This window comes from uncultured Roseovarius sp. (assembly GCF_913054395.1).
GTDB lineage: Bacteria > Pseudomonadota > Alphaproteobacteria > Rhodobacterales > Rhodobacteraceae > Roseovarius.
Genome location: NZ_CAJXIP010000019.1, coordinates 1 through 23,174 on the forward strand (window position 1 = coordinate 1; position 23,174 = coordinate 23,174).

Genomic DNA, 23,174 nt, shown 5'->3' on the forward strand with positions numbered 1-23,174 from the left:
AAATCCTTTTCATCCATCAGAATTTCCCCGGCCAATACAAGCACCTCGCCCCGCTTCTGGCAGCTCAAAGACATCAATGCGTGGCTTTGACACTCCGGGTGAAAGAGCCGACCAACTGGCAAGGGGTACGGGTTCTGCCCTATGCCCTGCCGGAACGGGACGGTCAAAAAGTTCATCCCTGGCTTATCGATCTCGATACCAAGGTGACGCGCGGCGAGGCCTGTTACCGGGCCGCCCGCAAGATGCGCGATGCGGGTTTCGAACCCGATCTCATTCTGGCGCATCCGGGCTGGGGCGAATCGATGTTTCTGCGCGATGTCTGGCCAAAGGCGCGGATGGGGCTTTACTGCGAACTTTATCACCACGCGGGGTTTCCGCATCTGAATTTCGACCCCGAATTCGCCGGCAAATCCCCCGAGATCGAACCGCTGCGCATTCGGATGAAAAACCTCAACAACCACCTGCATTTCGACCTTGCCCATGCCGGCATCAGCCCGACAGCCTTTCAGGCCGATAGCTTTCCCGCCCCCTTCCGCGACCGCATCACCCTAAGCCATGATGGCATCGACACGGTTCAGGCCTGCCCTGATCCGGATGCGCGGCTGACCATCGAGGGGCAATGCGATGTCACCCGCAAGGATGAGGTGATCACCTTCGTGAACCGCAATCTCGAACCTTACCGCGGCTATCACATCTTCATGCGCGCGCTGCCCCGGCTTTTGCGCAAACGCCCGAACGCGACGATACTTATCGTTGGTGGCGATGAGGTTAGCTATGGCGCGCGCGCGCCGAAGGGGCAGACCTGGAAACAGATCTTCATCGACGAGGTGCGCGACCAGATTTCAGATGCCGATTGGAATCGGGTGCGGTTTCTCGGGCGCATCCCTTATGATCAGTTCCTGCGCCTGCTTCAGGTCAGCCGGGTGCATGTTTACCTGACCTATCCCTTCGTGCTGAGCTGGAGCCTGCTTGAGGCGATGAGCTGTGGTGCGGCGATCGTGGCCGGTGACACCGCCCCCGTGCGCGAGGTGATCCGCGATGGGGAAACCGGGCGGTTGGTCGATTTCTTTGATGGCGATGCCCTGGTCGGTCAGGTCTGCGATCTGCTGGAAGACGGCGCGGCGCGCAGGCGTTTGGGCGAAACCGCGCGCAATACGATCCGCGCGCAGTATGATCTTCATACGATCTGCCTGCCGCGACAACTCGACTGGGTCACCGATGTGATGGATCAGCCGCTTTAGCCAGGCCCCGGATTTGACGCGCCGTGCCGGGGAAAACACCCCGGCAGGCGTTTTGCCTCAATCAGAACCGCGCGGCGTCAATCCGCAACTGGCGAGCCCGGTTCAAAATCGCATCCTCGACCGCGCGCTCGGTAGCGGCGCTTACCGGTCCGCCACGGGTTTGCAGCGCCACGTTAAGTGCCCGCGCATCAAGCGCCGGATCACTGATCAACACGGTGGCACGATAGGCCTGGCCGCCGCCCGGAGGGGTGCCAAAGCCGGTCGAAATCACACCGGTGAACGGGTCGGCCGCCTCGACCGGCAGGAAATCGAGCACCTGAAGCGTGGCGGTCCACAAAAAGCGGTTTACCTTGACCTGATCCTTGGCGCCCTTGAAGGCATCAAGAATAGAGGTGCCGTCGCCGCGTGTGTTGGCCTCGCGTCCGCTTTTGACACGCATCGCCTCCGGGTCAAGCTTTGCATCCTTAAAAGCGCCGCATCCGGTGACGAGCACAAGGCAGGCCGCGCAGAGGCCAGCGATATTCATACGGGATTTGATCATTGCACCGTCCGACACTGTTTCTCTTCCCTACTATCCAAGCTGGGCCAAAGGGGCAAGGCGTTTGAGGCGCCTGCATGTACTTGTGCCTGCCCTTCGGGCTGTGGCATGGATAAATGACCGCCACTTGTGAAAGGAAATGCGCCGTGGGCCTGAGCGAGATCAAAGAGCGCGTGCAAAAAGCCGAGGCCGAGGCCGGGCGCGCGCCCGGCAGTGTGACCCTCATCGCCGTCTCCAAGGTTCAGCCCGACGCGCGCGTCGAGGCCGTGCTTGAACAGGGCCACCGCACATTCGGTGAGAACCGCGTGCAGGAGGCGGCCGGCAAATGGCCCGGTTTTCGCGAGCGTTATGACGGGATCGACCTGCATCTGATCGGCCCGCTTCAGACCAACAAGGCCCGTCAGGCCTTTGACCTGTTTCAGGCGATCCACTCGGTCGACCGCCCCAAGCTGGCCCGGACCATCGCCCGCCTTGCACAGGAAACCGGCCACTGCCCCGATCTGTTCCTTCAGGTCAACACCGGCGAAGAAGACCAGAAAGCCGGCGTTCTGCCGGCGGATGCGGATGCCTTTGTGGCCGAATGCCGTACGCTTGATTTGCCGGTCAAGGGCCTGATGTGCATCCCGCCGGTCGACGAAGAACCAAGCCTGCATTTCGCGCTTCTGGCAAAGATGGCGGCGCGCAACGGGCTGACGGGCCTGTCGATGGGCATGAGCGGCGATTTCGAGCGCGCCATCGCCCTTGGGGCCACCCACGTCCGGGTCGGCAGCGCGATCTTCGGCGAGCGCGACTACGCCTAGCCCCTGACGATCAGCCGCGTCCTTTCGCTGATCTGCGCGGCAATCCGACAAAGATGATCCGGGCGCAGCCCGATACAGCCCGCCGTCGGATAGCCCGGCCGCCGCCAGCGGTGGATGAAGATGCACGACCCCCGCCCCGGCACCGCCTCGGGCCAGTTCCAACCGGTCACCAGCACCAGATCATAAAGCGGATCGCCCCGGCGCAACGTCTCGTGACTGTGGCGATAGGGCGCGCGCACCATCGTGTTATAACCTTCATGGCCCGGATCATCCGACCACAGATCGCCGGGACGGATCGGCATCGCCCAATCGGCGGGGCGCGCCATACGATCCGGCCGGTACAGCATGCCGACAATCCGATGCACCCCCACCGGTGTCGCCCCGTCACCCTCGCGCTTGTGCGCGGATATCCCGCCCCTCCCGATACTACAGGGATATCGGCGCCCGCGAAATCGCAGGCCAAGAGGGCTCAGAACAAGATCATCAGGCGTCATGACCCCGTTGTGCCGCAAATCCCGCCACAGGGAAAGTCGCCACAGACCGGTTTTTCGCAGCATGATCTTTCAGCTTTCCAAAAATACTCAAATTCCCCGCGCGCCACGGTTGACGCCGACGGTGGCAAGGCGCGCCTGCTGCGTCTATATTGCCGAAGTGACGGCCTTGCGGGACAGCGGAACGATATGCATTGGATACGACTTTTTCTCACCGGGCTCGCCATGTTGACGGCCGACATGGCCCTGGCAGAACGCAACAGCGTCAAAAGCTATATTTTCGGCAACAGCCTGATCAATCACCTCAGTGACAGCCCCGGCACGGCCGTGCCCTATTGGCTTGGCCAGCTGGCACGCGCGGGCGGCAAGGCCTATGCGGTGTCGGGGCAATGGGGTTTTTTGCGCGACTTTGCCACCCTCCCGCCCAGGCCGAACTGGTCCTTTCCCGGCGTTACACCGGCAGGCGCGCCGCGGGCCGGTGCCGGGTTTGACACGGTGCTGATCAACCCTGCGAATTTTATTCAGTATCAGACCCCGGACGCCCCCTATGAAGGCGACAACCCCGGCGCCCAAAGCCCGCTGTCCGCCACGCTCAGGATACTTGACTGGACGCAAGAGACATGGCCCGGCGCGCGGGTCATGATCTATGAGGGCTGGCCCGATATGGGAGAGTTTGCGCCTGATTTCCCGCCCTCCGGGCGTGGTTTGCGCCGCTGGCATGCGCATGCATCGGGAGGGTATCGCGACTGGTATGACAGCTATGTTCAGGGGCTCGGCGCCGCGCGCCCCGGCGTGGATGTGACGCTGGTCCCGGTCTCGTCGATCCTGTCCGCCCTGCAAACCGGCCTTTTGGCCGACGTGCCGGCAGAGGCGCTTTTCACCGACAACGCACCACATGGCACCGATACGCTCTATTTCCTCGCCGCCCTTGTCACCTATGGCGCATTTTTTGAGGCCGCGCCGCCCGAAAATTTTGCCCTGCCCGACACGGTGCACCCGGTGGTGCGCGCCAAGTATCCGCAAATCGTGGCGGAGATTTCCAAGGCGCTTGGGCTAGCCCGCGAGCAGGCACATAATGCGCCTGCCGCCAGTGGCCTGCAAACCGCAAGCGCGATCCTGCCCGGCGTCGGGGTGCAGAACCCAAGCCTTGGCATGGGGCTGAACGGCATTTCCGACTGGTCAAGCCAGCACCCGTTTCTCGACGTGATGAAAACCGCCCGCCCGTGGATAGGTCATAGCGCCGGGGAGTGGGGAGCCTTCAGCACCGAGGCCCTGCAAGCGGGCGGGTATCTTGATGCCAACGGCTGGCCGCTTGCGATCCCCGAAGGCGCCCGTGCGCTTGAGGCGTTCATTCTCACCGACCAACCGGCCGAAGCCAGCCACCTGAACGGTCGCTATCTTTTGCGCTACGACGGCGAGGGTGTGATCCGGGTGACCGGGCGGGCCGACAATCTGCGCTACAACTATCGCCTGCACGAGGTGCGCTTTGACGTGACCCCGGGCGACGGGCCGGTTGCCCTCAGCCTGTTGGAAACCGATCCCGGTGATCCGCTGCGCAACATCACGATTGTACGCGAGGATCAGGTCGCATTGCATGACCTTGGAGTGATCTTCAACCCGCTCTGGATCGACCGCATCGCCGATTTGCGGGTGCTGCGGTTCATGGACTGGATGTTCACCAATGGCTCGCTTCAGGGCACTTGGGACGACCGCCCGACGCTGAACGATGCAAGCTATGTCTGGCGCGGCGTTCCGGTCGAGGTGATGGTCGCGCTTGCCAATGAGATCGGCGCCGATCCCTGGTTCAACATGCCCCACGCCGCCGATGACCATTATATCCGTGCCTTTGCCGAGTATGTCCGCGATCACCTTGATCCCGCCCTGAGCGCCTATGTGGAATATTCCAACGAGGTCTGGAACTTCATCTTTCCACAGGCGGTTTGGGCCCGCGATGCCGCCGCTGCCCTCTGGGGCGAGCAGGCGGACGGGGATGGCTGGATTCAATTCGCGGGGCTGCGCGGCGCGCAGATGTCGGCGATCTGGCGCGAGGTTTATGGCGCCGGGGCCGCCGCGCGGCTGGTGATGGTGGCGGCCGCCCATACCGGCTGGCCCGGCCTTGAAGAGCCGCTGTTGCAGGCGCCTTTGGCACTTGCAGGCGGACAGTTGAAGCACCCCCCTGCCGAGGCCTTTGACGCCTATGCCGTCACCGGCTATTTCGGCCATGATCTGGGCGGTGAGGACACCGTGGAAACCGTGTTGTCATGGCTCACCGCAAGCCGCGCCGTGGCCGAGGCAAAGGCCGTGGAAGATGACCTGTCAGGCGAGGCACGCGCCGCCTATATTGACGTGCATGAAAACGATCTGGCCTATGATCTGGCGGCGGCAAGCCTGCGGCAGGGATCGTTCCGCGAATTGCTGCAAGAGCTGTTGCCCTATCACGCCGAGGCCGCCGAACGCCATGGCCTGCGCCTTGTCATGTATGAGGGTGGAAGCCATGTGACCGGCCATGGCACGGCCGTGGACAACGAGGCGTTGACCGCGTTTTTCACCGCCTTCAACTACACCCCGCAGATGGGCACGCTTTATGACGACCTGTCGGCAGGCTGGTCAAAAGCGGGCGGCACATTGTTCAATGCTTTCGTCGATGTCGCCGCGCCCTCGAAATGGGGAAGCTGGGGCGCGCTTCGCCACCTTGATGACGACAATCCGCGGTGGAACGCCCTGATGCGCGCCAATCAGGTTGCGCCGGATTGGGCCGCGAGACGCGCGCCGGGTACATTCCTTCAGGGCATGACCCGGCGGGCCGACGATACCGGCGCAAGGCTCAACGGAACGGCCAAGGGCGATATCCTTTTGGGCGGGGCGGGCGACGACGTGCTAAGCGGGCATGGCGGCGATGACCGGCTGCACGGCGGCGAGGGCCGTGATCTTGCGATCCTGCCGGGGGCGCGTGCGGCCTACACAAGCCGCCGCGATGGCCCCCGCGTGATCCTGACCGGACCAGGCGGCAAGGTGACCATGGTTGCGATCGAGGCCGTGACATTCACTGCCGAGCCGGGTGCCGAGCACGCCCTCAACGATCTGATGTAAGCGCCCGCCGCACGCCCTTGATCAGGGTCTCGGCCCCAAGGGACGAGCGGAAATGATCCACGACCCGGCGTCGTCCCGCCTCTGAGAGGGCCGCACAAAGCGCAGGGTCGCCCGCCAGGGCGGCAATTGAATCGGCAAGCCTTTCCGGATCTTTCGGCGGCACGAGCATGCCGTCCTGCCCATGGGTGATAAGCTCTCGCACACCGCCCGCATCGGTGCCGATAGTGGGCACGCCACAGGCCATCGCCTCCATATAGGCGACACCAAGCGGTTCGTGCCAGCTTGCCAGCACAAAGACATCCGCCGCCAAGAGGTGACGGCGCACCTCGGCGGCACTTATCGCCCCCAACAACCGCGCGTTTCGGTCAAGGCCAAGGCCATCCAGATGCGCCTGAAGGTCCTGATGATAGCCCGCGCCGCCGACGTCATCCTCGCCCGCGATATCAAGCTCTGCATCGACGCCACGATCAAGCAGGAGACGCAGTGCACTCAGCAGATCCTGATGCCCCTTGACCATGTTCAACCGACCACAGGCAAAAAGCCGCAAGGGCGCGCCGGGTGCGGGCGGCTGATAGGGCGTCGTGCGCTTGAAATCTTCGGTGTCGACGCCCATCGGCTGAACCGTCACATCGCGCGGAAGATCAGGCCCAAGTTCCGCCTCGGCCTCGGCCAGCAATTTGCGGGTGATGATGGTGGCAAAGCTGGCATGGCGCCATTTGATCCCCTGACCGGGGCCATAATCCGACATCGGCCCATGCAGGGTCAGGCTATAGCTTGGTCCGCCCATACGCCGGGCCAATGCACAGATAAGCGCGGCGCGACCACAGGAATGGCTATGCACATGATCAATCCCGCGCGCGCGGCACTCGGCGACAAGACGGTACGCGGCTGGCAGGCAGACCAGGGCATCGCGCAAAAACGCCTTGCCGCCCCCCTCGCCCAGAATATCGCCCCAGGGCGCGTGCAACAGCCCCCCAAGCACCCGACGCGGCGCGGCTTCGCCGAGATAGATGGTGTGCGCCATCGCCTCTTTTGACCAGTCATGCGAGATCAGGCCCGGCGGCGGTGGCCGGGTGCTGAACAGCGTCGTCTCAACACCCAGCCGCGCCAGATCCGCCAGTTCGCGCCAGAAAAAGATATGTGTCTGGCCCGGAAACTGTGGCACGAGATAGCCCAATTTCAGGGGCGCATCCTGTTTTGCGGGCTTGGGGTCTGACATCTGCTGTTCCGCTTTTGAAAGGTTTGCTAAACAGGGACTTAGCACAGGACGCACAGTCGCATAAGATTTGCGGGCAAAAGAATTGGAAACCCACTGTTGACGGACCACGCCAGACCCAGCCTGAGCATCATCATCCCCGCCCATAACGAGGCAGGGATGATCGGGCCATGCCTTGATGCGCTGTTTGCGTCGGACTGGAGCGACGGCGGGGTCGAAGTGATCGTGGTCGCCAATGGCTGTTCGGACGCGACTGTGCCCGAGGCCGAGGCCTATGCGGGCGCAGCGCAGGCGCGTGGCTGGCAGTTGCAAGTGCTTGATCTTGTCGAGGGCAGCAAACCCGGCGCGCTCAACGCGGGCGAACGGACGGCGACGGGCGATATCCGTGCCTATCTTGATGCCGATGTGCAGATCGACCCCCGCCTTTTGTCCGAGATTTCAGGCGCCCTCGCCGGGGATACGCCCGCTTATGCCAGTGGCCGTGTCCAAATCCCCTCGCCGCACAATGCCTTTAGCCGGGCCTATGCCCGGTTTTACCGTCAGGTGCCGTTCTTTCATCATGGCGTGCCGGGCTGTGGGTTTTTCGCGATGAACCGCGCCGGGCGGGCGCGGTGGGGCGACTGGCCCGCGATCATTTCGGATGACACATTCGCACGGCTGAACTTTGCCCCGGCGGAACGGATCGCGGTCAAGGCCGGGTATTGCTGGCCCATCGTAGAAGGGTTCGGCGCGCTTGTGAAAGTGCGGCGCAGACAGGATCGCGGCGTCCGCGAGTTTGCCGAGAGATATCCGGCGCTTTTGGTCAATGACGATACGCGCCCCGGCGCATGCGCATGGCTCCCCCGCGCGGCCCTGCGTGCACCGGTCGGATTCCTGGCCTATGTGGCGGTCGCCATTGCGGTCAGAACCGGCAAAAGCAGCGGCGAATGGACACGCGGGCGCTAACGCCCTGCGAATTCAATGGAATTGTCGCAGAACTGCCGTAATGTTAGGCGAAAGCCGGGCGCGTCGTAGCAGGGTAGGTATGGAATCCAGAGTGCGCGTTGTAACGCAGGTCTTTACAGGGAACGGGCTTTTGGCCCGCGCAATGCGCTCTTCGGCGCTTACGGTGGCCGGGTTTGGTGGCTCTCAGGTGCTTCGGCTTGTCTCGAACCTGGTTCTGGCCCGGCTTTTGTTCCCCGAGGCGTTTGGCATCATGGCGATTGTCAGCGTGATCATTCAGGGCCTCATGCAGTTTTCCGACGTCGGCGTCAGCCCGGCAATCATGCAGAGCAAACGCGGCGACGATCCGGACTTTCTGAACACCGCCTGGACCATTCAGATGATGCGCGGGCTTGGCCTGTGGCTTGCCGCCTGTGCCCTGGCCTGGCCGGTGGCACAAATATACGACTCGCCCCTGCTGATGCAGCTTTTGCCGGTGGCGGGGCTATCCCTGCTGATCACCGGATTCAACCCGACACGGCTTGACAGTGCCAAGCGCCATTTGCGCTTTGGCCGGGTGACGGTGATTGATTTCACCGAATTGGCCGATGGCAACAGCCTGAACCACTTCGTGCCGGTCACCTCGCCCGCGGCGATCCGTGTGTTGAACGGGATCATCTCGCAGGCGGGTCGTGGTGGTGCCGGATTCATCCGCGACATGGCCTTGGCCCTGCCGCCGGTGAAGGCGATACCGCGTTAGTCTTCCATCGCTTCAAGCTGGTCGATAAAGCCAGAGATCATCGACAGGCCCTTGTCCCAGAACGCCGGGTCACTGGCGTCAAGCCCAAACGGCGCCAGCAATTCCTTGTGGTGCTTTGATCCGCCCGCTTTGAGCATGTCGAAATACTTTTCCTGGAACCCTTCGGGGTTTTCCTCGTAGACCGCATAAAGTGCGTTCACGAGGCCGTCGCCGAAGGCATAGGCATAGACGTAGAACGGCGAGTGCACGAAATGCGGGATATAGGCCCAGAAGGTCTCGTATCCGTCCATGAAATCAAACGCCGGTCCAAGGGATTCAGCCTGCACCGACATCCAGAGCGCGTTGATGTCGTCGGGCGTCAACTCACCCTCGCGCCGGGCGGCGTGAAGTTTGCATTCAAAGTCGTAGAACGCGATCTGTCGCACGACGGTGTTGATCATGTCTTCGACCTTGCCCGCCAGAAGCACCTTGCGTTCCTGATCGGTTTTGGCCCCGTCAAGCATCTTGCGGAAGGTCAGCATTTCACCGAAGACCGATGCGGTCTCGGCCAGCGTAAGCGGCGTGCTGGCCAGCAGTTCGCCCTGATCCGCGGCCAGAACCTGATGCACGCCATGCCCGAGCTCATGCGCAAGCGTCATCACATCGCGCGGTTTGCCCAGGTAGTTGAGCATCACGTAGGGGTGCACATTGGTGACCGTGGGATGGGCAAATGCCCCCGGCGCCTTGCCGGGTTTCACCGCCGCATCAATCCAGCCTTTGTCAAAAAACGGCTGCGCCAGATCGGCCATGCGCGGATCAAAGGCGCCATAGGCCTCCATCACCGTCGTTTCGGCGCTGTCCCAATCGACGATTTTGGTGCTTTCCATCGGCAGGGGCGCGTTGCGATCCCAGACCTGCATCCGCTCAAGCCCGAGCCATTTGCGTTTAAGTTCGTAATACCGGTGGCTCAGCTTGGGATAGGCCTCGACCACCGCGTTGCGCAGCGCCTCGACCACCTCGGGTTCGACATCGTTCGACAGGTGTCGCCCGGTCTGGGCTGTGGGCATGCCGCGCCAGCGGTCGATGACCTCTTTTTCCTTGGCGGCGGTGTTATGGACGCGGGCAAAGGTGCGGATATTCTCGCCAAAGACACGGGCCAACTCGCGGCTCGCGGCCTCGCGGGTGGGGCGATCCTGTTCGGTCAACAGGTTCAGCGTGCCCTCAATGTTCAACTCGTCGCCATCGACGTTGAAGGTGAGGCCCGCGATGGTTTCGTCAAACAGACGTTCCCAGGCATCGCCCACAACGCCCAGATCATGCAGGAATTTTTCAAGCTCGTCGGACAGCTGATAAGGCTTCATCGCGCGAATCCGGTCAAGCACTGGCTTATAGCGGGCCAGATCGGCGTTTTCGGCGTACATCGCACCTAGCGCATCTTCGTTCAGCCGGTTCAGTTCAAGCGAGAAAAACACCAGCGGCGTGGTGTAATTGGTCACCTTTTCCTGACAGTCGGACATGAACTTGGCCCGCCCGCCATCGGTCGTAAGCTGGTAATACCGCAGCCCGGCAAAGGACATCACCCGCCCGGCGATATTGCTGATCTTTTCGTCGCGGTGCAGGCATTCCAAAAGGCCCGTCGCATCCAGATCGGCCAGTTTGCCTTCATAGTCGCGGGCGAATTCGGCGCAGGCGGTTTCAAGCCAGTCGAGATCACGCTTGAGTTCGGGCGCGTCTTCGCTGCTGTAGAGGTCGCTCAGGTCCCATTCCGGCAGCTTTCCCAGATCCTTGTTGCCAGACGTGGCATTTGCATCGCGGAGCGGGAACGGCAGATTGAACATGAAGCACCTCTTGTTGATTGTTGCCCCAAGACATAGGCCGCGCCGCCGCGCGCCACAAGGGGCCGGTGTTGCCGGGTCAACGACTTGCCATTCGCGGGCGGCGGGCTAGGGTGGGCGCAAATGCAATAGGGGAAACTGGACGATGAAATTTGCAAGATACGGTGCGCCGGGACAGGAAAAGCCCGCACTCGTGGATAGCGCGGGGCAGCTTCGCGATCTCTCGGGCGTGCTGCCCGATCTGGCGGGGGCTGTGCTTGGGGACCTGCCCGCGGTGAAACCCGAAAGCCTGCCGCTGGTAGAGGGCAACCCGCGTCTCGGCCCGCCGGTGGGTAATATCGGCAAGCTGATCTGCATCGGTCTGAACTATATCGACCACGCCGCCGAGCTTGGCGTTGATCCGCCGAAGGACCCGGTGGTGTTTCTCAAGGCGACCTCGGCGATCAACGGGCCACATGACACCGTGGTTCTGCCGCGCGGATCGAAACGCGGCGATTGGGAAGTCGAGCTTGGCATCGTGATCGGCAAGCGCGCCAAATATGTCAGCGAGGCGAATGCGCTTGATCACGTGGCGGGCTATACCATTGTCAACGATGTCTCCGAGCGCGGATTTCAGCTTGAGCGATCGGGCCAGTGGACCAAGGGCAAAAGCTGTGACACCTTCGGGCCGATCGGGCCTTGGCTTGTGACCCCGGACGAGGTGGGCGATCCGCAAAACCTTGACCTCTCGGTCGATGTCAACGGCGAGCGGATGCAGACTGGCAACAGCCGGCTGATGATCTTTACCGTGGCGCAGATCGTGGCCTATCTCAGCGATCTGATGACGCTTGAACCGGGCGATGTCATCGCCACGGGCACGCCGCCGGGTGTCGGCATGGGGCATACGCCGCCGCGCTATCTGTCGGGGGGCGACGAAATGGTGCTCAGGATTTCCGGCCTTGGCGAACAGCGCTCGCCGGTCGTGCAGGATCCGTAGCATTGCCATCGCCCGAACTGCTGTAAAAATCACACAGCTGCGCGAACAGGCGGCCCCGCATTTCGGGGCTGTCCATCAGGGTCTCGTGGCGGCCGTTCTCGACAAGTTCCAGACGCCCGCCCGGCCATTGTGCCATGCGGTCATGCACCCGTGCCACATCAACGATCTCTTCATCCGTGCCAAGCAGCGTCAAGCAGGGAAGGTCGGGCGAGGGGCGGCGCGCCAATGTGCGGGTTTCGCTAAGCGCCTCGTGCAGCCAGCGCAGGCTTGGCCCGCCAATCCCCAACTCGGGGTGGGCGTTGGCCTGATCAATCATGTATTGATACATCTCGCGATCATTGGTCAGCTTGTTGGTCTCGAACGGCTCTGTCAGGACATAGCTTTCGGGGGCGGTGCCGGGGGCATAAAAGTGGCTTATGCCCAACTGTCGGCTGCTCCAGGACAGGGACCAGGCCACCGGGCGCAGCGCGTCTGACATGGCAATCCCCCACATCGGGGCGGAAAAGGCACAGCTTTGCACCTCCATGCCCTCCATCACCGCACGCAGCCCGATACAGCCGCCCATCGAATGCGCCAAAAGGTACCAGGGGCGCGGCAGGTCAAGCCTGCGCGCGGCCTCGGTCATCGCGGCGACATCCATCTGGTAATCCGTGAAATGGTGCACATGGCCCGACATCGCGTCGTCCTGAAGACGATCCGCAAGCCCCTGACCCCGCCAGTCGATCACCAGCGTGGCAAAGCCGCACCCGGCAAAATGCGCGGCGGCATCGCCGTATTTCTCAATGTATTCGGTGCGTCCGGGGAAAAGGAACACCGTGCCGTTCGGCGCCGCCCGAGTCCAGAGACCGACACGGATGCGCACCCCGTCGGCGGCTGTCATCCACCACGCGGCGCCGTCATCCGGGCCTTTTGCAATCTCGGAATGAAGCGGCGCCTCTTTCATCAGGACAGCACGCCGCCAAGCTTCATCGCCATGCCCATGTCGCCGTCAACACTCAGCTTGCCGGTCATGAAGGCGGCGGTGGGGTCAAGGTCGCCCTCAAGGATCGACTGGAACGTGTCGGCATCGGCGGTGAGGGTTACATCGGCCTCGGAATCATCCGCCCGTGCGCCATTGGCGTCGATCAGGATGGCGCCTTCGCCCTCGATCACGAATTTTGCAACGCCGTCAAAGCCTCCGTCGCCCATTTTTGCGTTCAATGCGGCCACGGCTGCGGTAATCACTTCGCTCATTTGCGGTTCCTTTCACAATTGGGTTGTCGGGGGTTTGCATCCCGGCATTCTGCGCTAAACTCATCGCCGTTATGGGCAGAGTATTTACCAACCTCAACCGTATCGTCGCGGCACTTCTGGCGATAGTCACGTTTTCCCTACCCGCCCTGGCGGATCAGGAGGCGCGCCTGGACAGGTTGTTTGCCGACCTGCAAAAGGCCGACGCCGTGGAGGCGCGGCGAATCGCCGGTGAAATCGAGCTTGAGTTCGAGAAATCCGGCTCGCCTGCGATGGACCTGTTGCTCCGGCGCGGGCGCGACGCGATCGAGGCGGGCGATACCGAAATGGCGATCGAACACCTGAGCGCGCTGATTGATCATGCACCGGGGTTTGCCGAGGCCTGGCACCTGCGCTCGGTCGCATTTTTCAAGGCCGACCGCTATGGGCTTGCCCTGTCGGATATCGAACACGCGCTGGCGCTCGAGCCGCGCCATTACAACGTCCTCTACGGGCTTGGCATCCTGCTGGACGAAATGAACCAGCCCGATCTTGCGCAAGAGGCCTTTGCCCGTGTTCTGGCTATACATCCTCATCACGAGGACGTAACCAGCGCCATGGAAGACATCAAAAGCCAACTGGGCGGCGCAGACCTCTGATCAGGTAACGGGAGAGACGGCACATGGCCGAGCAGTCAAGAATCCTTGCGGTTCTGGGCCCGACAAATACCGGCAAGACGCATTATGCGATTGAACGGATGCTGGGCTATCCCACCGGGATCATCGGCCTGCCGCTGCGTCTTTTGGCGCGCGAGGTCTATGACAAGATCGTTGCGCTGCGCGGGCCCTCGGTTGTCGCGCTTGTTACCGGCGAAGAGCGGATCACGCCGCCGCGCGCCAAATACTGGGTCTGCACCGTCGAGGCGATGCCCGAGGGCATGGGCACCGATTTCCTTGCGGTCGATGAAATTCAGCTCTGCGCCGATCCCGAGCGCGGCCATGTCTTTACCGACCGCCTGTTGCGGATGCGCGGCCTGCGCGAAACCCAGTTTCTGGGCAGCCACACCATGCGCCCGACCATCGCCGCGCTTGTGCCGGGGGTCGAGTTCCTGACCCGCGAGCGGATGTCGCAGCTGTCATACGGTGGCCCCAAGAAGATAAGCAAAATGCCCGCCCGAAGCGCGATTGTCGGGTTTTCGGTTGAGAACGTCTATGCCATCGCCGAGTTGCTGCGCCGCCAGAAGGGCGGGGCGGCTGTGGTGATGGGCGCACTTTCCCCGCGCACCCGCAACGCACAGGTCGAGCTTTATCAAAACGGCGACGTCGATTATCTCGTGGCGACCGACGCCATCGGCATGGGGTTGAACCTTGATATCAACCATGTCGCGTTTTCCTCGCTTAGCAAGTTCGACGGCCAGCGGATGCGCATGCTTGCCCCCAACGAGCTTGGCCAGATCGCCGGGCGTGCGGGGCGCGGCATGAGCCATGGCACATTCGGTGTCACCGGCGAGGCCCGCGATCTTGACGCCGAGGTGGCGCAGGCGATCATGGATCACCGCTTTGCCCCGGTCCGCAAACTGGAATGGCGCAACTCGAACCTGACGTTCGGCACCACATCGGCGTTGATCAGCGCGCTTGAGATGCGCCCGGATCACGAGTTGCTGGCCCGTGCCCGCGAGGCGGATGATCTTGGTGCGCTCAAGACCCTCGCCGCCCAACCCGAAATCGCAGAGCGCGCCATCGGCGGCCCCGCCGTGCGGCTGTTGTGGGATGTCTGCCGGATCCCCGATTTCCGGGGCATCAGCCATGGCGAACATACCGGCCTTTTGAATACGATCTTCCGCGATCTGCACACCCTTGGCCGGGTGCCCGACGACTGGCTTGCGCGGCAGGTCAAGCGCATTGACCGCACTGATGGCGACATTGACACATTATCGAAACGTCTCGCCTATATCCGCACCTGGACCTATGTTGCGCAGCGAAAAGGCTGGGTTGATGACGAAAGCCATTGGCGCGGGGCCACGCGCGCTGTAGAAGACCGCCTGTCGGATGCGCTGCACGAGCGTCTGACCCAAAGATTTGTGGACCGGCGCACATCCGTGCTTTTGCGCCGGCTCAAGCAGAAGGAAGCCATGGTGGCCGAAGTGAACGAGAATGGTGATGTAACGGTCGAGGGCGAATTCGTCGGTCGGCTTGAAGGGTTCCGCTTTATCCAGGATAAAGCGGCTGCCGGCAACGAGGCGCGGACGCTGCAACAGGCGAGCCTGTCTGCCCTTGCTCCGCATTTCCACCTCAAGGCGGACCGCTTTTATAACGCGCCCGATACCGAGATCGATTTCACCGAACAGGGCGGTTTGCTCTGGGGGAAAGAAGCGGTTGGCAAACTGGTTGCCGGTGCCGATCCTCTCAAGCCGCAGGTGGTTGCCTTTGTCGACGAAGAAGCCGGTCCGGACGTTGTGCAAAAGGTGCAGCGGCGCCTGCAACACTTCATTGATCGCAAGATTGCGACCCTGTTCGAGCCGCTGTTGAACATCCAGCGCGACGAAAGCCTGAGCGGCCTTGCGCGCGGCTTTGGCTTTCGCCTTGTCGAGGGCTTTGGCATCCTGCCGCGCGGCGAGATTGCCAATGAGGTCAAGGCGCTTGATCAGGACGCCCGCGGTGCGCTGCGCAAGCACGGTATTCGTTTCGGTCAGTTCACGGTCTTCATGCCGCTTTTGCTGAAACCCGCGCCGACGCGCCTGCGCCTTGTGCTCTGGTCGCTCAGCAACGGGCTTGACGAATTCCCCGAGGCACCGCCGCCGGGCCTTGTGACCGTGCCGTCGAACGACAGCGTCGCCAGGGGCTTTCACACGATGTCGGGCTATCGCGCCGCCGGGGAGCGGGCGATTCGCATCGACATGCTGGAACGGCTGGCTGATATGCTGCGCTCGGAAGATAGCCGTGGCGGATTCGAGGCCAAGGCGGACATGCTCTCGATCACCGGCATGACGCTGGAACAGTTTGCGGCCCTGATGCAGGGCCTCGGATATAAGGCCGAGCGTGGCGAACGTGAAAAGGTCAAGCCGGCCGACAAGGCCATTGCCGATGCGCCCGCCGATGCCGCCGCTGCGGCGGGGGATTCAACGCCTGAAACCGCCGCCGATATCGTCGAAACGATCGCCGATGAAGGCGTCGCGCCGATTGTCGCCGATCCCGCCCCCGAGGCCGAAGTTCCTGCCGAGATTGCGGTGACCGCCGAGGCCGAGACTGCCCCCGGCGAAACCCCCGAGGTGGCCGCGCCCGAGATCGAGGTGTTCTATACCTTCACCTGGGCTCCGCGCGCCAATCGTGCCCGAGCCGAGCGCCCCGCTGGTGGTGGACGTGACAAGGCCGCCAAATCCGGCAAGCCGCGTGGCGGCAAGCCCGGCAAAGGCAAGCCGCGTGGCGCCCCGCAAGAGAAGGGCGCCAAGACCTTTAGCGCCCGGCCCGAGAAAAAAGACCGCATCGACCCCGATAATCCCTTCGCTGCGGCCTTGATGGGCCTCAAGACCAAAGGCTGATCTTGGCGGCGGACGGGGCGAAAATCCGGCTCGACAAATGGCTCTGGCATGCGCGGTTTTTCAAAACCCGCACGCTGGCCGCCAAAGAGGTTTCGGCGGGCCATGTGCGGGTCAATGGCACCCGCGTGGCCAAGCCCGCGCACTCTGTTGCCCCCGAGGACGTTCTAACCTTCCCGCAGGCGCGGGCGGTGCGCGTGGTAAGGGTGTTGGCCATCGGCACCCGGCGCGGCCCCGCCCCCGAGGCGCAGGCCCTCTATGACGACCTTTCGCCGCCGGTTTCCGAGGAAACTGTTCCTGCTGCGCCCAAATATGAGGGAAAAGGACGTCCGACCAAGCGTGACCGGCGCAAACTCGATCTGAATGGGCCGGGAACGCTTGAATGATCCGCGCCTCTGGATTAGGTGAGGCGCATCCCGCCAAGTATGAGAGACGGCCATGACCTATATCGTGAACGACAACTGCATTGCCTGCAAATACACTGACTGTGTCGAGGTATGCCCGGTGGATTGTTTTTACGAAGGCGAGAACATGCTGGTCATTCACCCCGATGAATGCATCGACTGCGGCGTCTGCGAACCGGAATGCCCCGCCGACGCGATCCGCCCGGACACCGAGCCGGAGATGGAAAAGTGGGTTGAATTCAACCGCAAATACTCTGAGATGTGGCCGGTGATCATCACCAAGAAAGATCCGCTGCCCGAGGCGGAAGAGCGTGATGGCGAGTCCGGCAAGCTTGAGAAATACTTTTCCGAGGCCCCCGGCGAAGGCGGCTAAGCCAGCGGCACAGAAGGCCCGGCCCCGAACCGATTCGTTCAGATCGACGGGGAAGGCGGCATATTACCCCGTCTTTGACAGGCCAAAAGCCTGATTTCAAAGGTGTTATTGCCGCCCCGCACCTAGCAGCCTTTCGCGGGGCCGTTTTTTGTGTTATACATTTATGACAGAAGAATAGATTTGCCCGGTTTCCATGCGCCCGTGCCACAGCCCGGGGGTGGAATTCTCTGCGATAAATGCACATATACCGTGGACCGATCCGGCCCTTGGCGTGTGTTTTTGCGTTTGCGAACGGGCCCCCTTGCGAGGAAGACCTGAATGACGAAGTCTAAAAAGTCCGAGTTCCGCCCTGATGACTATGTGGTCTACCCGGCCCATGGCGTGGGCCAGATTGTTTCGATCGAAGAACAGGAAATCGCCGGTATCACGCTGGAACTGTTCGTGATCTCGTTTGAAAAAGACAAGATGACCTTGCGGGTGCCGACCAACAAGGCAACCGAGATTGGCATGCGCAGCCTCTCAAGCCCCGATGTGGTCTCCAAGGCGATGACCACCCTTAAGGGGAAGGCCAAGGTCAAGCGCGCGATGTGGTCGCGCCGCGCCCAGGAATATGAACAAAAGATCAACTCTGGCGATCTGATCGCGATTGCCGAGGTCGTGCGCGACCTGCACCGCGCAGATGATCAGCGCGAGCAAAGCTATTCCGAGCGTCAGCTTTACGAGGCCGCGCTTGAGCGTCTGACCCGCGAAGTGGCCGCCGTGAGCGGTGGCGACGAGGTGCTTGCCGCCAAACAGGTCGATGACGTTCTGGAATCGCGCGCCGCTGCCTGATCCGGCGAACAGATGAGGAAAGGGCCGTGCCGGATGGGCGCGGCCTTTTTCGTTTCCGGGTCAGGCCAGCAGGCTGAACAGGGCTGCGATCTCCGCGATTTGCTGGGTCGCGCCAAGGATGTCGCCGGTTTGCCCGCCAATCTTGGCCCGCGCCACCGCGCCGACGCCTAGCGCCGCCAGTGCAGCCCAGACCGCCGCCACAAGCCCGGCCCCGCCAAGCAGCACAATCGCAATTCCGCCGCCAAGCACCAGTGCAAGCGCGGCGGCCCTCGGTGCGACCCGCCCGACGCGATGCGACAGGCCGGTTTCGCGCGCATGCGGCAGCGCCATCATCACCATCGGCATCATCCCCCGCGAGAGTGTCGCCCCAACGATAAGCGCACTTGTCGCCACCGCCGCGCCAGATTGAAACAACAGCCAGAGCGCGCACCACCGCGCCCCAAGCGACAGGATCAGCGCCAGAACACCGTAGCTTCCGATATGGCTGTCTTTCATGATCTCAAGGCGCTTTTCGCGGGTCCAGCCGCCCCAGAGCCCATCCGCCGTATCCGCCAGCCCGTCCTCGTGCATGGCCCCGCTCAGCACGATCAACATGGCCAGTGCGACAAGTGCGGCCACCGGTGCCGGAAGGCCGAGCCACCCCGCCGCAAGCCCGCCAAGGGCGGCGAGGGCACCAAGCATCGTACCGACCAGCGGATAGGCCCAGGCGGCCTCTGCGCTGCGTCCATAGGCGCGCACCGGCACCGGTAAACGGCTGAGAAGACTCAGCGCCAGCGGCAGATCCAGGGGGTGGATCAGGCTCTTGTCGTTTTCCGTCATGGGCGTGCCCTTTTTCGGCTGGGGCCTTGGCTGACCCTGCGATACACAGAGGGTAAATAACATGCAATGAGGCTCTTATGCCCCTGAATTTCACGACCCTCGCCGAATTTTCCGCCCTTTTACAGGATTTGCCCGGACCAGACGCCGCAGCGATTGACGCGGCGCGTGCGCGCGACGGGCAACTGACCAAGCCGCCGGGCGCGCTTGGGCGACTTGAAGACCTGGCGCTTTGGTATTGCGGCTGGCGCGGCGACGCACGCGCACGGGTCGAGCATCCGCAAGTGATCGTCTTTGCGGGCAATCACGGGGTCACGGCGCAAGGCATTTCCGCCTTTCCCGCCGAGGTCACCGCCCAGATGGTGGCGAACTTTCAGAACGGTGGCGCTGCGGTGAACCAGATCGCCGGGGCCGTGGGCGCGCGGATGGATGTGCATGCCCTGGCGCTGGACACCCCGACAAAAGATATGACCGGTGGCCCGGCGATGAGCGAGGACGACCTGATAGACGCGCTCAAAACCGGCTGGGATGCGGTGGATGCCGGGACCGATCTGCTTGTGGTCGGCGAGATGGGCATCGGCAATACCACCAGCGCGGCGGCAATTGCGCTGGCGCTGTTTGGCGGGGGTGCCTCCGGCTGGACCGGGCGGGGTACCGGGCTTGCGCCCGAGGCGATGGACCATAAGGCCAGGGTCGTGGCGCGTGCAGTTGCGGCCAATCCGGGCGCCGAGAACAACGGGCTGGAGGCGCTGCGCTGTCTTGGCGGGCGCGAATTGGCGGCCATGGCCGGCGCGATGCTGCGCGCGAGGATCCTTTCTGTTCCCCTGATTCTGGATGGCTTTATCTGTACCGCTGCGGCGGCTTGTCTTGAGGTGGCATCCCCCGGCGCGCTCGATCACGCGGTGGCCGGTCATGTCAGCGCCGAACCGGGTCATGTCAGGCTTTTGGCGCATCTGCAAAAAGAACCGATCCTGTCGCTTGGCATGCGCCTTGGCGAAGGCTCTGGCGGGGCGCTTGCGATTGGTGTGCTGCGCGGCGCGCTTGCCTGTCATTCCGGTATGGCGAGCTTTGCAGAGGCAGGGGTCTCGACCGGCTGAACACCTGCCAAAACAGCGCGCCCGCCTCTCTTGACCCTTCCGGGCGCAGGGAATACTGATCAAAACAGTCGGAAATCACGCCCAAGGAGGCGAAGGCATGAGCGAACGCCTGTTGCATCGTCTGGCATGGGTCGTGGTGGCGTTTTGCGTCGCCCCGATTTTTGCGGCGGCCCTGGCGGCGCTGACCGGCGATTTGCAGACCTGGCGCGAGGTGCTTTCAAGCGTTCTGCCGCGCTATACGGCAACCACGCTGACATTGGTGGCGGTGGTCGGGACAAGCACGGCGGTGATCGGGTCGGTGACCGCCTGGTTGGTGACGGTCTATCGCTTTCCCGGCGTGCGGATCCTTGAGGTGGCGCTTGCGCTGCCGCTGGCGTTTCCGGCCTATGTGATGGCCTATGCCTATACCCATATGCTTGACCATCCCGGCCCGGTGCAGACCGCCTTGCGCGCGGTGACCGGATGGGGGCCGCGCGATTACTGGTTCCCCGAAGTCCGAAGCCTTGGCGGCGCGGCGCTTATGCTGACCATCGTGCTTTATCCTTATGTCTACCTTCTGGCGCGGGCCTCGTTTCGTCAACAAAGCGCCAATGCCTTTCTGGTGGCGCGCACGCTGGGGCGCTCGCCGCTTGCGGCGTTCTGGCGGGTGGCCCTGCCGATGGCGCGCCCGGCGATTGCGGGCGGTGCCCTTCTGGCGGTGATGGAAACGATTGCCGATTTCGGCACGGTGGCCTTTTTCAACGTACAGACCTTTGCCACCGGTATCTATCAGGCGTGGTTTTCGCTTGGGGATCGCGCCGCAGCGGCGCAACTGGCGCTGTGCCTGTTGAGCTTTGCCCTGCTTCTGGCCGGGCTGGAACGCGCCAGCCGGGGGCGCGCGCGCACCGCCGGACGCGGGGCGCGGTTCGAGACAATGGAGCGACCCGCCCTGCGCGGTGCGGTCGGCTGGGGGGCTTTCACGATATGCCTTTTGCCGGTCCTGCTTGGCTTTGTCATCCCGGTGGTCATGCTGGGCAGCATGGCGATAGGATCGGGCCAGAGCCTGTTGTCGGACCGCTATCTTGGTTTCATGGCCAATTCGGTGACGCTCGCCGGTGTGGCGGCGGTGCTGACGGTGATTGGCGCCGTGCTTGTCGGCTTTCGCGCGCGTACCAGACCGGGGCGTGCCTCGCGCTGGTTGGTGATCGGTGCCGGGCTTGGCTATGCGGTGCCCGGCGGCGTGATCGCGGTCGGACTCATGGTGCCGATGGCGGCGCTCGATAATACGATTGATGCCTTCATGCGCGAGACATTCGGCATCCGTACCGGGCTTTTGATCACCGGGTCGATCTGGTTGATGGTGCTGGCCTATCTGGCGCGGTTCATGGCCGCGGCGCTGAATGCCTATGACAGCGGCATGGCCACGGTGCCGGTGCATTTCGATGCGATTGGCCGATCCCTCGGCCAGCCGGGGCCGAAGCTGTTGATGCGGGTGCATCTTCCGGTGGCGCGGACCAGCGTTTTGACCGCACTGTTGATCGTTTTCGTGGATGTGATGAAAGAGCTGCCCGCCACGCTTATCCTGCATCCGTTCAACTTTCAGACGCTGGCGGTACAGGCCCATCGCCTTGCCGCCGACGAGCGATTGGCCGAGGCGGCGGTGCCCTCGCTGGTGCTGGTCGGCTTCGGCCTTGTGCCGGTGCTGATCCTGTGCCGCACGATCGGGCGCGACAGCCGCGGACGCAGCGCCGCCAAGCTTGGGACGGCGATTTCAGCCGGATAGCAGGGCAGGGGCGCCGCCCCTCTTGGCCCCTGGCCAATTCACCCCGGGATATTTTCGGCAAGAAGAAGAGGTTTATTCGCCGGGGCGTTTGAGGCTGAACTTTTCGCGTATGACCGAATAGTCCTGATAGCCAAGGCGGGTCAGCGGGTTGTAACGCAAGACGTCGAACATGCCGTCAACCACGCAGTCGTCGCGCATGTGCACGCCGGTCACCTCGCCGAAGACGGCGAAATTCGCTTCGCCGGGCAATTGCAGGATCTGGGTCAGTTTACATTCAAGGTTGGCGGGGGCGCGGGCGACGCGCGAACAGGCGATCGTCTCGCATTCAGCTTTTTCCAGAGCGGCGAGGTCGAACTCGTCCATCTCGCGATCCCAGAGGCCTGAGGTTTTGTTCATCGCGTCGCGCATTTCGTATTCTACGATATTGACGCAGAACACGCCGGTCTCGCGGATATTGGCGACGCTGTCCTTGGTATCGCCGCGATCTTCCTTGGCCGACGTCGAAGAGAACATCACCTGCGGCGGCACGTAAGCAACGGCATTGAAAAAGGAATAGGGTGCAAGATTGTCGCGCCCGTCGGTGCCGCGCGTCGAGATCCAGCCAATCGGGCGCGGGCTGACGATAGAGTTGAACGGGTTATGCGGCAGGCCGTGGCCATCCTCTGGTTTGTAGAACATCTGCCTCTCCTTCATGATCTGGTTTGTGCCAGACCTAGCGTCGTGTTAGGCGCATTGCCAGTCGAATTCACGAAAGGGATCACCCGCATGTTCGATCTGCGGCCCGAAACAGCCGAAGACTGGTGGGAAGTCGAGGCGCTTTATGACCTGTGTTTTGCGCCGGGCCGCGAGGCCCTGTCGTCTTACCGGCTGCGCGACGGGGTGCCGCCGGTGGCGGGGCTTAGCCTTGTGGCGCGCGACCCGAACGGGATTCTGGCCGGGGCGATCCGCTTTTGGCCGGTGCTGATCGGGCAGCTTGACGCGCTTTTGCTGGGGCCTGTGGCGGTGCACCCGACCCATCAGGGCGAAGGGCTTGGTGGCTACCTGATCCAGGACAGCCTGGATCGCGCCGCTGAACAGGGCTGGGCGCGGGTGATGCTGGTGGGCGATGCGCCCTATTACGGGCGCTTCGGCTTTACCAGGCTGAGCGGGGTGGAAATGCCGCCGCCGACCAACCCCGAGCGGGTTCTGGGGCTGGAATTAAAACCCGGCGCATGGGAGAATGTGCGCGGGAAAGTGACACGTCACGCTTGAAATGCGCCCTGCTGTGGGCAATCTCGGGACATGCACAGGTGTCAGGACA

21 protein-coding genes and 1 pseudogene are annotated in these 23,174 nt (G+C 62.9%); 14 read left to right on the top strand and 8 right to left on the bottom strand.

What is annotated here, in order from left to right; translation table 11 throughout:
* Positions 1-2 precede the first annotated feature (2 nt).
* Positions 3-1,241, top strand: coding sequence for a glycosyltransferase (locus QZ522_RS04490; protein WP_294608039.1), 1,239 nt, complete (start codon positions 3-5; stop codon positions 1,239-1,241).
* A gap of 61 nt (positions 1,242-1,302) precedes the next feature.
* On the opposite strand, the gene QZ522_RS04495 is transcribed toward QZ522_RS04490, so the two are convergent.
* Positions 1,303-1,680 (bottom strand): DUF3576 domain-containing protein, encoded by a 378-nt coding sequence (locus tag QZ522_RS04495; protein WP_294608124.1) that lies wholly within the window; start codon positions 1,678-1,680, stop codon positions 1,303-1,305.
* Positions 1,681-1,925: 245 nt separating this feature from the next.
* Between QZ522_RS04495 and QZ522_RS04500 the strand changes: the two genes are divergently transcribed.
* Positions 1,926-2,579, top strand: a complete 654-nt coding sequence (locus QZ522_RS04500) for a YggS family pyridoxal phosphate-dependent enzyme (protein ID WP_294608040.1) — start codon at positions 1,926-1,928, stop codon at positions 2,577-2,579.
* Here QZ522_RS04500 and QZ522_RS04505 read toward each other — a convergent pair.
* Positions 2,576-3,073 (bottom strand): L,D-transpeptidase family protein, encoded by a 498-nt coding sequence (locus QZ522_RS04505; protein ID WP_294608044.1) that lies wholly within the window; start codon positions 3,071-3,073, stop codon positions 2,576-2,578. The two genes, QZ522_RS04500 and QZ522_RS04505, sit on opposite strands and share 4 nt — an antisense overlap.
* A gap of 222 nt (positions 3,074-3,295) precedes the next feature.
* Here QZ522_RS04505 and QZ522_RS04510 point away from each other — a divergent pair, with 222 nt between their 5' ends.
* Positions 3,296-6,160, top strand: a complete 2,865-nt coding sequence (locus QZ522_RS04510) for a calcium-binding protein (RefSeq protein WP_294608046.1) — start codon at positions 3,296-3,298, stop codon at positions 6,158-6,160.
* Here the strand turns inward: QZ522_RS04510 and epsE are convergent.
* Positions 6,144-7,379 (bottom strand): exopolysaccharide biosynthesis GT4 family glycosyltransferase EpsE, encoded by a 1,236-nt coding sequence (gene epsE, locus QZ522_RS04515; RefSeq protein WP_294608049.1) that lies wholly within the window; start codon positions 7,377-7,379, stop codon positions 6,144-6,146. The two genes, QZ522_RS04510 and epsE, sit on opposite strands and share 17 nt — an antisense overlap.
* Before the next feature lie 93 nt (positions 7,380-7,472).
* Between epsE and QZ522_RS04520 the strand changes: the two genes are divergently transcribed.
* Together QZ522_RS04520 and QZ522_RS04525 are read left to right on the top strand one after the other, a co-directional pair.
* Positions 7,473-8,321, top strand: coding sequence for a glycosyltransferase (locus QZ522_RS04520; RefSeq protein WP_294608127.1), 849 nt, complete (start codon positions 7,473-7,475; stop codon positions 8,319-8,321).
* A 79-nt stretch (positions 8,322-8,400) separates the two neighbouring features.
* Positions 8,401-8,892 (top strand): annotated as a pseudogene (locus QZ522_RS04525) (oligosaccharide flippase family protein); the annotation flags it as partial.
* A 161-nt stretch (positions 8,893-9,053) separates the two neighbouring features.
* Here the strand turns inward: QZ522_RS04525 and QZ522_RS04530 are convergent.
* Entirely contained in the window at positions 9,054-10,874 is a 1,821-nt protein-coding gene (locus QZ522_RS04530) for a M3 family oligoendopeptidase (RefSeq protein WP_294608051.1), read from the bottom strand.
* A 142-nt stretch (positions 10,875-11,016) separates the two neighbouring features.
* On the opposite strand from QZ522_RS04530, the gene QZ522_RS04535 reads away from it, so the two are divergent.
* Positions 11,017-11,847 (top strand): fumarylacetoacetate hydrolase family protein, encoded by an 831-nt coding sequence (locus tag QZ522_RS04535; protein WP_294608054.1) that lies wholly within the window; start codon positions 11,017-11,019, stop codon positions 11,845-11,847.
* On the opposite strand, the gene QZ522_RS04540 is transcribed toward QZ522_RS04535, so the two are convergent.
* Both QZ522_RS04540 and QZ522_RS04545 read right to left on the bottom strand, forming a co-directional pair.
* Positions 11,795-12,790 (bottom strand): alpha/beta hydrolase, encoded by a 996-nt coding sequence (locus QZ522_RS04540; protein WP_294608057.1) that lies wholly within the window; start codon positions 12,788-12,790, stop codon positions 11,795-11,797. The genes QZ522_RS04535 and QZ522_RS04540 overlap by 53 nt on opposite strands.
* The gene (locus tag QZ522_RS04545; protein ID WP_294608059.1) at positions 12,790-13,080 is read right to left on the bottom strand and encodes an SCP2 sterol-binding domain-containing protein; all 291 of its coding nucleotides are present in this window, start codon (positions 13,078-13,080) and stop codon (positions 12,790-12,792) included. The genes QZ522_RS04540 and QZ522_RS04545 overlap by 1 nt, the downstream gene beginning before the upstream one ends.
* Before the next feature lie 71 nt (positions 13,081-13,151).
* Here QZ522_RS04545 and QZ522_RS04550 point away from each other — a divergent pair, with 71 nt between their 5' ends.
* From QZ522_RS04550 to QZ522_RS04570, 5 genes are all read left to right on the top strand, one after another.
* A complete protein-coding gene (locus QZ522_RS04550; protein WP_294608061.1) occupies positions 13,152-13,715 on the top strand; it encodes a tetratricopeptide repeat protein in 564 nt (187 codons plus the stop codon).
* 23 nt (positions 13,716-13,738) lie between these two features.
* Complete coding sequence (locus QZ522_RS04555; RefSeq protein WP_294608063.1) at positions 13,739-16,594, top strand: helicase-related protein; 2,856 nt, start codon at positions 13,739-13,741, stop codon at positions 16,592-16,594.
* Between the two features lie 2 nt (positions 16,595-16,596).
* Positions 16,597-16,977 (top strand): RNA-binding S4 domain-containing protein, encoded by a 381-nt coding sequence (locus QZ522_RS04560; RefSeq protein WP_294608066.1) that lies wholly within the window; start codon positions 16,597-16,599, stop codon positions 16,975-16,977.
* A 52-nt stretch (positions 16,978-17,029) separates the two neighbouring features.
* Positions 17,030-17,368: a ferredoxin FdxA gene (fdxA, locus tag QZ522_RS04565; protein ID WP_294608069.1), complete on the top strand. Its 339-nt coding sequence runs from the start codon at positions 17,030-17,032 to the stop codon at positions 17,366-17,368.
* A 318-nt stretch (positions 17,369-17,686) separates the two neighbouring features.
* Positions 17,687-18,199 (top strand): CarD family transcriptional regulator, encoded by a 513-nt coding sequence (locus tag QZ522_RS04570; RefSeq protein ID WP_294608071.1) that lies wholly within the window; start codon positions 17,687-17,689, stop codon positions 18,197-18,199.
* A gap of 60 nt (positions 18,200-18,259) precedes the next feature.
* On the opposite strand, the gene cobS is transcribed toward QZ522_RS04570, so the two are convergent.
* Positions 18,260-19,018 (bottom strand): adenosylcobinamide-GDP ribazoletransferase, encoded by a 759-nt coding sequence (gene cobS, locus QZ522_RS04575; RefSeq protein ID WP_294608074.1) that lies wholly within the window; start codon positions 19,016-19,018, stop codon positions 18,260-18,262.
* Positions 19,019-19,095: 77 nt separating this feature from the next.
* Between cobS and cobT the strand changes: the two genes are divergently transcribed.
* Both cobT and QZ522_RS04585 read left to right on the top strand, forming a co-directional pair.
* Positions 19,096-20,112: a nicotinate-nucleotide--dimethylbenzimidazole phosphoribosyltransferase gene (gene cobT, locus QZ522_RS04580; RefSeq protein WP_294608076.1), complete on the top strand. Its 1,017-nt coding sequence runs from the start codon at positions 19,096-19,098 to the stop codon at positions 20,110-20,112.
* 97 nt (positions 20,113-20,209) lie between these two features.
* Positions 20,210-21,874, top strand: coding sequence for an iron ABC transporter permease (locus tag QZ522_RS04585; protein WP_294608079.1), 1,665 nt, complete (start codon positions 20,210-20,212; stop codon positions 21,872-21,874).
* Positions 21,875-21,946: 72 nt separating this feature from the next.
* Here the strand turns inward: QZ522_RS04585 and QZ522_RS04590 are convergent, their stop codons facing one another.
* Entirely contained in the window at positions 21,947-22,552 is a 606-nt protein-coding gene (locus tag QZ522_RS04590; protein ID WP_294608081.1) for a flavin reductase family protein, read from the bottom strand.
* Between the two features lie 87 nt (positions 22,553-22,639).
* On the opposite strand from QZ522_RS04590, the gene QZ522_RS04595 reads away from it, so the two are divergent.
* A complete protein-coding gene (locus tag QZ522_RS04595; protein ID WP_294608084.1) occupies positions 22,640-23,125 on the top strand; it encodes an N-acetyltransferase in 486 nt (161 codons plus the stop codon).
* Positions 23,126-23,174 lie beyond the last annotated feature (49 nt).

Bases quoted from the DNA above. Each gene is read 5' to 3' on its own strand.
- QZ522_RS04495 (WP_294608124.1), bottom strand. From the start codon at position 1,680: ATGCGTGTCAAAAGCGGACGCGAGGCCAACACACGCGGCGACGGCACC.
- QZ522_RS04505 (WP_294608044.1), bottom strand. From the start codon at position 3,073: ATGACGCCTGATGATCTTGTTCTGAGCCCTCTTGGCCTGCGATTTCGC.
- QZ522_RS04510 (WP_294608046.1), top strand. From the start codon at position 3,296: ATGTTGACGGCCGACATGGCCCTGGCAGAACGCAACAGCGTCAAAAGC.
- epsE (WP_294608049.1), bottom strand. From the start codon at position 7,379: ATGTCAGACCCCAAGCCCGCAAAACAGGATGCGCCCCTGAAATTGGGC.
- QZ522_RS04530 (WP_294608051.1), bottom strand. From the start codon at position 10,874: ATGTTCAATCTGCCGTTCCCGCTCCGCGATGCAAATGCCACGTCTGGC.
- QZ522_RS04535 (WP_294608054.1), top strand. From the start codon at position 11,017: ATGAAATTTGCAAGATACGGTGCGCCGGGACAGGAAAAGCCCGCACTC.
- QZ522_RS04540 (WP_294608057.1), bottom strand. From the start codon at position 12,790: ATGAAAGAGGCGCCGCTTCATTCCGAGATTGCAAAAGGCCCGGATGAC.
- QZ522_RS04545 (WP_294608059.1), bottom strand. From the start codon at position 13,080: ATGAGCGAAGTGATTACCGCAGCCGTGGCCGCATTGAACGCAAAAATG.
- QZ522_RS04550 (WP_294608061.1), top strand. From the start codon at position 13,152: ATGGGCAGAGTATTTACCAACCTCAACCGTATCGTCGCGGCACTTCTG.
- QZ522_RS04555 (WP_294608063.1), top strand. From the start codon at position 13,739: ATGGCCGAGCAGTCAAGAATCCTTGCGGTTCTGGGCCCGACAAATACC.
- fdxA (WP_294608069.1), top strand. From the start codon at position 17,030: ATGACCTATATCGTGAACGACAACTGCATTGCCTGCAAATACACTGAC.
- QZ522_RS04570 (WP_294608071.1), top strand. From the start codon at position 17,687: ATGACGAAGTCTAAAAAGTCCGAGTTCCGCCCTGATGACTATGTGGTC.
- cobS (WP_294608074.1), bottom strand. From the start codon at position 19,018: ATGACGGAAAACGACAAGAGCCTGATCCACCCCCTGGATCTGCCGCTG.
- cobT (WP_294608076.1), top strand. From the start codon at position 19,096: ATGCCCCTGAATTTCACGACCCTCGCCGAATTTTCCGCCCTTTTACAG.
- QZ522_RS04585 (WP_294608079.1), top strand. From the start codon at position 20,210: ATGAGCGAACGCCTGTTGCATCGTCTGGCATGGGTCGTGGTGGCGTTT.
- QZ522_RS04590 (WP_294608081.1), bottom strand. From the start codon at position 22,552: ATGTTCTACAAACCAGAGGATGGCCACGGCCTGCCGCATAACCCGTTC.
- QZ522_RS04595 (WP_294608084.1), top strand. From the start codon at position 22,640: ATGTTCGATCTGCGGCCCGAAACAGCCGAAGACTGGTGGGAAGTCGAG.